This is a genomic window from Cupriavidus laharis, from assembly GCF_914271435.1.
Taxonomy (GTDB): domain Bacteria; phylum Pseudomonadota; class Gammaproteobacteria; order Burkholderiales; family Burkholderiaceae; genus Cupriavidus; species Cupriavidus laharis.
The window spans coordinates 1-9,359 of sequence record NZ_CAJZAI010000035.1; the positions used below are offsets into that span (position 1 = coordinate 1).

Annotated in this window: 10 protein-coding genes and 1 pseudogene; 1 reads left to right on the plus strand and 10 read right to left on the minus strand. The window is 63.2% G+C overall.

Features of this window, described 5'->3' with window-relative positions; translation table 11 throughout:
* The 8 genes and pseudogenes from LDO29_RS27880 to LDO29_RS27915 all read right to left on the minus strand — a co-directional run.
* The coding region (locus LDO29_RS27880) for a TCP-1/cpn60 chaperonin family protein (protein WP_290369627.1) at positions 1–681 on the minus strand (681 nt) is incomplete at its 3' end.
* A gap of 41 nt (positions 682–722) precedes the next feature.
* A complete protein-coding gene (locus LDO29_RS27885) occupies positions 723–1,010 on the minus strand; it encodes a co-chaperone GroES (protein WP_022540319.1) in 288 nt (95 codons plus the stop codon).
* A gap of 148 nt (positions 1,011–1,158) precedes the next feature.
* Positions 1,159–1,539, minus strand: coding sequence for a hypothetical protein (locus tag LDO29_RS27890; protein WP_224082961.1), 381 nt, complete (start codon positions 1,537–1,539; stop codon positions 1,159–1,161).
* Between the two features lie 238 nt (positions 1,540–1,777).
* Positions 1,778–2,344 carry an Hsp20/alpha crystallin family protein gene (locus tag LDO29_RS27895; protein WP_041682411.1) on the minus strand — a complete coding sequence of 189 codons (567 nt, stop codon included), beginning with the start codon at positions 2,342–2,344 and terminating at the stop codon, positions 1,778–1,780.
* Positions 2,345–2,432: 88 nt separating this feature from the next.
* Positions 2,433–2,840, minus strand: coding sequence for an Hsp20/alpha crystallin family protein (locus tag LDO29_RS27900; RefSeq protein ID WP_022540321.1), 408 nt, complete (start codon positions 2,838–2,840; stop codon positions 2,433–2,435).
* 15 nt (positions 2,841–2,855) lie between these two features.
* Positions 2,856–3,296 (minus strand): Hsp20/alpha crystallin family protein, encoded by a 441-nt coding sequence (locus LDO29_RS27905; protein ID WP_224082962.1) that lies wholly within the window; start codon positions 3,294–3,296, stop codon positions 2,856–2,858.
* Positions 3,297–4,260: 964 nt separating this feature from the next.
* Positions 4,261–4,425 (minus strand): annotated as a pseudogene (locus LDO29_RS27910) (integrase); the annotation flags it as partial.
* Between the two features lie 109 nt (positions 4,426–4,534).
* Positions 4,535–5,536 carry a tripartite tricarboxylate transporter substrate-binding protein gene (locus tag LDO29_RS27915; RefSeq protein ID WP_224082963.1) on the minus strand — a complete coding sequence of 334 codons (1,002 nt, stop codon included), beginning with the start codon at positions 5,534–5,536 and terminating at the stop codon, positions 4,535–4,537.
* Positions 5,537–5,797: 261 nt separating this feature from the next.
* Here LDO29_RS27915 and LDO29_RS27920 point away from each other — a divergent pair, with 261 nt between their 5' ends.
* Entirely contained in the window at positions 5,798–7,084 is a 1,287-nt protein-coding gene (locus LDO29_RS27920) for an NAD(P)/FAD-dependent oxidoreductase (protein ID WP_224082964.1), read from the plus strand.
* Here the strand turns inward: LDO29_RS27920 and LDO29_RS27925 are convergent.
* Positions 7,060–7,992 carry a LysR substrate-binding domain-containing protein gene (locus LDO29_RS27925; RefSeq protein WP_224082965.1) on the minus strand — a complete coding sequence of 311 codons (933 nt, stop codon included), beginning with the start codon at positions 7,990–7,992 and terminating at the stop codon, positions 7,060–7,062. The two genes, LDO29_RS27920 and LDO29_RS27925, sit on opposite strands and share 25 nt — an antisense overlap.
* An 81-nt stretch (positions 7,993–8,073) precedes the next feature.
* Positions 8,074–9,267: a DEAD/DEAH box helicase gene (locus tag LDO29_RS27930; protein WP_318035538.1), complete on the minus strand. Its 1,194-nt coding sequence runs from the start codon at positions 9,265–9,267 to the stop codon at positions 8,074–8,076.
* Positions 9,268–9,359 lie beyond the last annotated feature (92 nt).

The window sequence follows — 9,359 nt, forward strand, 5'->3', positions numbered from 1 at the left end:
TCTCGCGCTCTGCGCGGTCATGTTCATTCCCATCGCAGCGCGAGACAAACGCTGTCGTTCCACCTCGATTAGCCCGGGACGTCGGCCCTCAAATAGCGCGGGACGTAACACGACGACCTCCAGCTCGCTCTCCAGCGACTTGCCGTCTTCGATCGTGATGGCCCCGTCCTTGCCGACCTTGACCATCGCGTCAGCGATGATCTTGCCGATCGCCTCATCAGCGTTGGCGGAGATCGCGCCGATCTGGCCGATCTCCTTGCTCGTAGTGCAGGGCCGGCTCAGCTTGCGCAGCGCCTCGACGACCGCGCTCACGGCCAGGTCCATGCCGCGCTTCAGATCGATCGGATTCAGGCCCGCCACCACGTCCTTCATGCCCTCCTGAACCATCGCCTGGGCCAGCACGGTGGCGGTCGTGGTGCCGTCACCGGCCACGTCGGATGTCTTGGCCGCAACCTGCTTGACCAACTGGGCCCCCATGTTCTCGAACCTGTCGCGCAGTTCGATTTCCTTGGCGACCGACACCCCATCCTTGGTGATCAGCGGGGGCCCGAACGATCGCTCGAGGACCACATTGCGCCCCTTGGGGCCGAGCGTGACCTTGACCGCGTTGGCCAGCAGGTTGACTCCCGCCACGATGCGGCGGCGCGCGGACTCCTGAAATTGGATCTCCTTGGCTGCCATGATGAGACTCCTTGCGAGACGCTAGTCTTCTGTTCCTTCCTCTATTCAACGACGCACAGAATGTCCTCGTCACGCATCACCAGCACCTCCTCGCCTTCAAGCTTGACGGTGGTGCCCGCATACTTGCCAAATAGCACGCGCTCGCCAATCTTCACGCTCGGCGCGCTGACATGGCCATCGCCCAGGCGCTTGCCGGGGCCGACAGCCAGGACCTCGCCCTGGTCCGGCTTTTCGGCGGCGGTATCGGGGATGACAATACCGCTGGCCGTCTTGTGTTCTGCGTCCAAGCGTTTGACGATGACGCGATCGTGTAGTGGACGGATGTTCATAGCCTTGCTCCTCGTCCGATCACTGTGATCATGAGTTTGTCCGGCCGATCGGGTCGTGTCCGGGCCGCCGTTCAGGACATTCACGTGTCAACGCCGGCGTGTGGATTCAAACCACAAGCATTATTGGCCAGGCACCGATCCTGGCGCTTCACTGAATGGCCGGCACGGTGCCGAGCTTCTCTGCCAGCATCCGCTCATATACGCCAAAATGCACATCCACCTCTGCCTGACTGACGACGACAATGTCAATCGTGATCTGCTCGGGCGCCAAGCCGAACATCGTGGCCAGTGCCACTTCCAGGTGGGGGGCCGCCACTCTGTCCTTTTCGAACGTCGTGCCGATGCTGATCACGTAAGCATCGCCTTGCGCCGTGATGTCGACCAAGCGGGCCCGCGCGCTGAGGTTGTTATCGATCGCGACTGTGACCAACTCCGCTACGCGCCGCGTCCGCTCGGTAGGAAAGCCGCGCGTGCACTTGAGCCGCACCCGATGCCTGCCTAGCGTCACCCACTCAGAATCGAATTCCATCGAAGTCTCCATCTCGGGAAGTGTTTACCGCGGAAATAGAGGCCAGTCCGGCGATTTCAAGACCTCAGCGTCGCACGTGGATTCGCTGCGGTTGCAAGCCAGCACCGCGCGTTCCGAGCGCCGCCTATGCCAGAAAGGGCCTCGGACGCGCTACCTTGCATGGCCAGCTGGAATCTCCCAGCTGAGCGCAGCAGACTCACGCGAGTCTATGCCCTTGACGCAGCTCGCCATCTTCCGCTCACTTCACCTCGATCTTCCTCACCGCAGATTGCCGCGCTCCGGTCTTGGGTAGACGCAGCGTCAATACGCCTCTGTCGAACTTCGCATCGATGTGATCGAGGTCGATGCCATCGGGCAGCGGGATACTGCGCATGAAGGCGCCGTATGCCCGCTCCAGGCGGTAGCAGCCGTTTTCCTCGCTCCGAATGTCCTGCTTCTTCTCACCTCGCAATACCAGGGCGCCATCTTCGATGGTAGTCTGCAGGTCCTCGCGATCCATGCCGGGCAGCTCCGCCGTGATCCTCAGCGCCGTGCCATCATCGACTACATCGATGCGAGGTTGGAAGCGCGATGAACTGAAGTCCCCGAACCATCGATCCAAGCCGCCAAAGCCCGCGAAGGGTTCATGCAGAAACTCGCCCATCGCACGCAGGGGATCGCTTGAAAACAGCCGTGAAACGTCGGGCCAGTCCGGTGTCCAGTGCCTTGGCGCGGGAACATTCGACGACTCGCCCGTCGGCTGCCTATCCTCTGTCGATTTGCGTAGGAACTTGAATGGGTTCCATTTGCCCAGGTCTGTTTTCATCTTGTCCTCACCGACGTATGTCCAGCCCATTTCCGCGGGTACTGCGGTGGCGCCCTTGCAGACGCCACCGGTACCCGGCGGCGGCAACTCACGCCACGTTGACTGCAATGCGGCGTGGACGCGCTTCGTCGCGACGCGGGATTGTCAGTTTGAGCACGCCGTCCTGCAAGTTCGCCTCGATCTTCGACGCGTCAAGGTCGGCACTCAGTGAAAAAGCGCGTGCGAAGTGCGGCTGGCGAATCTCCGCGTGCTGGACCCGCAATCCGGAGGGGGTTGGCACGACCGCTTCCGCCTCGATATGGAGGTTGCCGTCGTGGACATTCACCTCGAGCTTGTCCTTCGTCACGCCCGGAAGGTCGGCCCAGAGGGTGACGCCATTGGCGTCCTCCATAATGTCAACCGCGGGGAGCAGCGTCATCGTCGGCGACGACCTGTCCTCCTGGCTCTTCGCCACCGCGTTCTGGTTGCGCTCAACCATTTGGGTAGTGTCGTTCATGGCTTTCTCCTGGCGTTACTGGACCGTGATCGCCCGGGGCTTTGAGGCTTCGCGCTTGCCAACACTGATAGACAAGCATCCGTTGGCATAGCGCGCCTGGACTTTGTCGGGGTCGGCGCTCTGCGGCAATTCGACCACACGCCGGAACGTGCCGGTGAATCGCTCTTGCGCATACAACCGGACCTCGGGATCTTCCGCAGCTTGCGCCGCTTCGCGCTGGCCGCTGATGGTCAGCAAGCCCTTGTCGATCGACACCTCGAACTGGTCTGGCTTGAGCCCGGGTGCGAACGCGACAATCTCGATGGAATCGTCCGTGGCACCGATATTGACCGGGGGAAATGCCCCGAAGCGGCCGGAGCGGAGGCTGGATGGGAAGCCGCCGAACAAACTCGCCATCTGCCTATGCATGCGGTCGAGTTCGCTGAAGAGGTCGGTTCCAAAGAAAAGATCGCTCATGGTCGTATCCTCCTTCGATGCAGCAAGGAGGCGAAGGGGCATACGCGCTCCCATCCACCTGCCAAGCTGCTGGCAAACAAACAGAAACACGCAGCGCGCAATGGTCGCGACTGCCTGAGCGAAAATAAAATAGTAATTGCGCAGCCAAATTTCAAGGGGGCCAGCTTGCGCCGTTCCGCGAAAGGACATCGGCCGATTCGTGCTGCCCCCGGTCACGGTTGGGCAGATTCGCTTACGCGGGGTCGCTCCCGTTACACGGCGCCACATCTATGTGCCGCATGAAGCGTATTTGTCGCGCGCCGCGCGTTTAGGGGTAAGTGCCGTGCCGGAGACGCTTGCATTCGCAATCACGCCTTTGACGCGTTGCAAGGCCAAGCCGCCCCAGGAGAGACGCATAGTTCGACTGGGATCCTGCCTTGTGGCGTGGCTCGCTGGATAACAATGGCCGGCTCGGCACGTCCCACACAGGTCGCGGTCCGCGGACACAGATCAACAGGCCGGCAGCGCCATGTGCTCCGAGCGCCACTCTTCGGTTTATGCCCTCTACGGCGGCGCCGGCTTGCCTCTCGTTGAGCAGAATTGGCTGAGTCGCAGAATGTGGCCGCGGACGTCGGTGTATAGGGTGTACTTGGGCAGATCGAGGCTGTGCGCCGACGCGGATCCACTGTTTGGACCCTCTAGCGCCGGGACGATTTTGAGGCTCTCGGCCTTGCACTCGATATTACCGCTGGCCCACGCGATGCCAGGTTGGAGGGTGCTAGGTGTGTGCTAGGTGGTGTCGGGGTAAGAGCAGACGGTCGACGGCCCGACACGACGGCTGGCGTGGAAGGGGCGCGCCGGGTAGAACCTGTGCCTCCGCCGCGACCGCAGCTGGCTCGGAAGTGAAGGGACACTATCTCCGAATTCTATGGGTCAGGTTCGTCGCCCGGTAGTTGGCAAAATTTTCCGTTTTCTGAAGCGACCCCAGGTAGCGCGTGATCCGCGGCTTGGTGGGCGCGCGCCGGCGCCGGGCCAGCGCGAGCGGGTTGCCGGCGAGATAGCCGGCCTCGGTCAGCCAGGCGAACAGCGCGTTGAGGATCACCATTGCATGGCGCACGCTGGGGGGCGACAGCGGCCCGGCAAACGGGCGTCCCGGACATTGGCGCGCCGGCATATCGAGACTTGCATCCCGAATGCGGCGGTCAGTGCCCGATAGGCTCGGCTGGGCGCCATTCGCGGCGCAGGTGCGCGCCTCCGGCTCAGTCCCCTCTGAAGCCCACCGTTTGGACGATTGGAGCCCAGTGCTCCACGAGCCGTTTTTTCAACTGGGTAACCTCCAACGGCGTCGAACCGGCCAGCGGCTCGTAGCCAATGTTCTGGATGCGGCTGCGCACATCCGGCATGGCCAGGACCTTGCGCATTGCTGCGTTCCAGCGTGACACCTGCGCTGGCGGAGTGCCGGCGGGAGCATAGAGCGCATAGCCCGAGCCGACGACCAGCGAGGGATAGCCCTGTTCGCTAAAGGTCGGAACATCGGGAAGCTGGCTGCTACGCTGCTTGCCCGACACAGCCAGCACACGGATCTTGTGCGCCCGATGCTGTTCCACGAACACGCCGAGACCATCGACGGCCGAGCCGATCTGATTGCCGACCAGGTTGGTCACCATCGCCGGCCCCCCTTGGAATGGCACGATGGAGATGTCGGCACCCGCCTTCCTGGTGAACTCGAACGCAATGAAGTGCAGTACGGAACCGAGGCCGGACACCCCTAGTGTTGCCGCGTTGCGATCGGTTTTCGCGGCCTTGACGTAATCAGCCAGTGACCGGTAGGGCGAGCTTGCGCTGACTGCCAGCCCATAGTTGACGGCTGCCACTTCGGTGATGGGCGCGAAGTCCTTGTCCGGGTCATAGCGGAGATTGCTATAGACCAGAGGCGCGATGACCATGGTGTCGAATAAGGTCATCAGTACCGTGTTGCCGTCCGGTGCCGCCTGCTTCAGCACTTCCGCCGCCACGCGCGTGCTCGCACCCGGGCGGTTCTCTACGATCACGGTCTGCTTGAGTTCGTCCCTGAGCTTTTCCACGAGCACGCGTGCCATGGCGTCGGCGGCGCCGCCGGCCGGGAAAGGCACGATGAAGCGCGCCGGCGCTTCAGCGCAGGCAGCCTGTGTCACGCCAAGGCCCATAGCCAGACAGGCCCCTATCCCTGCCAGGCCGCGCACGACATGGCGCCGTCCAATTCGTTTTGCTTCGCTTGACATGATTGCTTCCCCCTCTATCGGTTGTCTGGGTGCTGATCTGCGGTTATGTGTCGGACCGGGCGTGTGCCCGGAACTCGCCGAATGTGACCGCGTCAGCCAATCATCGGAGGCGAATGAAGCGCTGTCGAATCATGATTGCAAATACGCTATCACGAATGCGAAATCGCCAGATTCCGCGTTCGCCCGCAATATCGGAACAAGAGCCTGGGCAGGGCCGATCCTGCACCGCGCGCGGCTCCTCAATCCTACCGGCACTCACACATGCACTCCTGCTCGTATCGTCCTCCGTCCCCGCCAGCCAGTGCCGATCATCAGGGCGGTATCGCCGTCGTCGGCGCAGGCATCGTCGGCCTGTGTGCTGCCTTGTGGCTGCAGCGCGCGGGTTGCAAGGTAACGATCTACGACACACTCGCCCCGGGGGGCGGCGCATCGTATGGCAATGCCGGGTTGATCAGCGTCGACAGCTGCATCCCGATCGCCCTGCCGGGCATGGCACGGCAGCTGCCGCGCTGGCTGCTGGATCCCAGCGGACCACTTGCCATCCACCCGCCACACCTGCTGCGCGCCTCGCCATGGCTCCTGGCGTGGCTGCGCGCCAGCAGTCGCAAGCGCGTGACGCAGGCCTCGCGCGCGCTGCGCGCACTGCACGCGCCGGCCTTGCTGGCCTATCGTGAACTGCTGGGCGATGCCTGCGATGCACTCATCAGGACCGGCGGGCAACTGCATCTGTGGTCCGCCAGTACGGGCCAGTCCCCGGCCGACCGGCTGGTGAACGAGCTGCGCCGGCAGCAGGACGTCATGTGCGAGAGCCTGAGCGGGGCGCAGATCCGGGCGATGATGCCGGGCCTGGCTGACCACGTGCGCGGCGGCATACGGTTTCCGAGGCATGCGCACGCAGTGGATCCGCTGCGCCTGACGGGGGCACTGGCCGCCCAGTTCGAGCGCGAGGGCGGCCGCATCCTGCAACGGCGAATCGTTAAGCTGCAACCGGATGGCACCGGATTCCGGCTGTGGACCAACCTCGGCGAGGTCTACGCCGGGCGCGTGGTCGTGGCCGCTGGCGCCTTTTCCGGGGAACTGCTGCGCCCGCTCGGCATCCGGCTGCCGCTGGAAGCGGAGCGTGGTTACCACGTACAATTGCCCGATTCCGGGGTCACCGTGCCCTATCCCTTTATCTACAAGGACAAAGCAGTTGCCGTGACGCCGATGGACGGTGGCCTGCGCTTTGCGGGAACGGTCGAGATTGCGGGCCTGCGGCATCCGCCTGACGAGCGGCGGACTGAAGCCATCCTTGCAACGGCCAGGCGCCTTTTCCCCGGCATCAACACACGCGGCGCCAGCATGTGGCTCGGCCTTCGTCCCTCGACGCCGGACAGCGTGCCGATCATCGACGAGGCGCCGGGCCATCCGGGGCTCTACATTGCATGCGGCCATGGTCATACCGGACTGACAGGAGCCCCCATGACTGGCCGGCTCGTGGCGCAGCTCGTCACCGGCGGACCCGCCCCGATAGACCTGGCATCCTACCGGCTGGCACGCTTTCGCTGAATTTCCTCGCCTGCCATCTCTGCCATGATGCCGCGCGCCAGGGCGACCAGCGGCTGGGGATCGAAATCCGGTGTCTTGGATTTCAGCCAGTAGGCACGGTACGTCAGCTGGCTTGACGCCGTGAACTGCCTGACAATCAGGCGAGCCGGGTCAAAGATCTGGGCAGGTAGGCAATCGAACAGGGTAAAGCCTATGCCCGCCGCAACCATGCCGCAAGCTGCGATGGCGGCAGGGCATTCCGCCACCGGGACGGGTGTGGCGCCGCAGTCCCGGAACGAAGCCGTCACCAGTTCCTCGATACCTTCGATACTCGAAAGCGAAATCATTGGCTCGCTGAGGAGTTGCGCCGGCGTGACCACATTCTGTCGAGCCAGCGGGTGGCCGGGCGGCAGGTAGCACAACATCGGCAGCTCCCCAATCACTTCGCTCTCCACGCCAGGGACAGGCGGCACCTCGAGCGCGAAGCCAATATCGGCCTTTCTGGAGCTGATCAAGGCGGCAACATGATGCGCGACACGGGAATGGACTGACAGAAATACGTCAGCGCAGCGGTGCGCATAACCCGCAGCCAGCCTCGGGAGCACGGCCGCAGCAAATGCCGGCGTGCAGGCAACCGAAAGATGCTTACGCTGGTTGCGTTGAATACGCTCACAGAAGGCGTTAATGGAATCCAGCCCGATAAATGAACGCTCGATTTCCTCAAACAGCTGGTCTGCGCTGTGTGTCGGCAACAGACGCCCGCCACGTCGCTCAAAGAGCGCAAAGCCAAGGCGCTCTTCGGCGTCGCGCAAGATGTTGCTGATCGCCGGCTGCGTGAGATGCAGGCGCGTCGCCGCGCCCGTCACCGATCCCGTCAGGACGATCGCGTGGACTGTCTCGATATGGCGAAAACCCAGTTTTCTTTTCATGGAGCCGCTTTGTCCCCGTCATCTCATTGGAACATCAAGGAAACTCAACCCTGCCGTAGGAACCCAGCTGCAGGGAAACAATCACTCTGTCCCGGCGCCTCCGGCCATCCGATACCCCATCGCCCGGTACCCGCGTTGGCGCTTCTCCCACATCCGCAGCAAGGCCGCGTGGCCGGTGTCGACAAAATCGATGATCCGTACGTCGGTCTTATCGGCATGTTCCCGGTGCAGCCGGCCCGCATACTGTTGCAGGGTTCCTGTCCACGACACAGGCATCGCCAGCACCAGGGTGTCGAGTGGCGGGTGGTCGAACCCTTCCCCGACCAGCTTGCCGGTCGCCAGCAAGACGCGAGGCGCGTCGGCGGGCAGGGCGTCGAGCGCCGTGATCAATGCGGCGCGTTGCGGCTTCGACAGCCGCCCGTGCAGCACGAAGAGGGGGGAAATTTGCCCGTCCAACGCAGCCTGGATAGCGTCGAGATGTTCGGTGCGTTCTGTCAGCAGCAAGATCTTGCGGCCTTGCTTGAAGGCCTCGAGCACTTCTGCAGCAATGGCGTCAGTGCGGGCCTGATCGTGGACCAGGTGCCGGAATACCTCCTGAATGCCCGACTCTGTCGGCAGCTCGATTCGCGAACGGCAGGTGTGCGGTACGACCTCCAAGGCGTGCGGTGAGCTGGGCGGCTTCGCTGCCGTGTACCGGATCGGCCCGCACTGCATGAAGATGATGGGCTGCTGGCCGTCACGCCGAATCGGGGTGGCGGTCAGGCCGAGCACGTACTTTGCCCTGGTCCGTTTCAGGATCGCGTCGAACGACACTGCGCCGATGTGGTGGCATTCATCGACGATGACATGACCATAGTGCTCGACCAGCGGGTTGACTTCGCCTTGCCGCGACAGCGATTGCATCACTGCGATGTCGATCTTGCCGGAAGGCTTGGCCTTGCCGCCGCCGATGGTGCCAACCACGCCTTTGCCGACGCCCAGAAAGGCTTGCAGGCGCTCCTGCCATTGCTTGAGCAGTTCCGTGCGATGCACCAGTACCAAGGTGTTCACACCGCGACGGGCGATCATGGCGGCCGCCGTCACCGTCTTGCCGAAAGCGGTCGGTGCGCATAGCACGCCAGCATCGTGCTGCAACATCCCGGCAATGGCGGCCTCCTGGTCGAGGCGAAGCGTGCCGACGAAGTCAACATCGATGGACTCACCGGCGTAGCGCTCGTCGCGTAAATCACAGCGGATGCCGTTGTCGCGCAGCAGTTCTAGGGAATCGCTGATCAATGAGGTTTGCGCTTGATGTTGCACAAGCCAAGGACTTCAGCATTTCGCAATGCGGGAGAGATGGGCCGATTCAAGCCGTCATTCTCGTGTTT

Bases quoted from the DNA above. Each gene is read 5' to 3' on its own strand.
- LDO29_RS27895 (WP_041682411.1), bottom strand. From the start codon at position 2,344: ATGAAAACAGACCTGGGCAAATGGAACCCATTCAAGTTCCTACGCAAA.
- LDO29_RS27915 (WP_224082963.1), bottom strand. From the start codon at position 5,536: ATGTCAAGCGAAGCAAAACGAATTGGACGGCGCCATGTCGTGCGCGGC.
- LDO29_RS27885 (WP_022540319.1), bottom strand. From the start codon at position 1,010: ATGAACATCCGTCCACTACACGATCGCGTCATCGTCAAACGCTTGGAC.
- LDO29_RS27900 (WP_022540321.1), bottom strand. From the start codon at position 2,840: ATGAACGACACTACCCAAATGGTTGAGCGCAACCAGAACGCGGTGGCG.
- LDO29_RS27905 (WP_224082962.1), bottom strand. From the start codon at position 3,296: ATGAGCGATCTTTTCTTTGGAACCGACCTCTTCAGCGAACTCGACCGC.
- LDO29_RS27890 (WP_224082961.1), bottom strand. From the start codon at position 1,539: ATGGAATTCGATTCTGAGTGGGTGACGCTAGGCAGGCATCGGGTGCGG.
- LDO29_RS27925 (WP_224082965.1), bottom strand. From the start codon at position 7,992: ATGAAAAGAAAACTGGGTTTTCGCCATATCGAGACAGTCCACGCGATC.
- LDO29_RS27920 (WP_224082964.1), top strand. From the start codon at position 5,798: ATGCACTCCTGCTCGTATCGTCCTCCGTCCCCGCCAGCCAGTGCCGAT.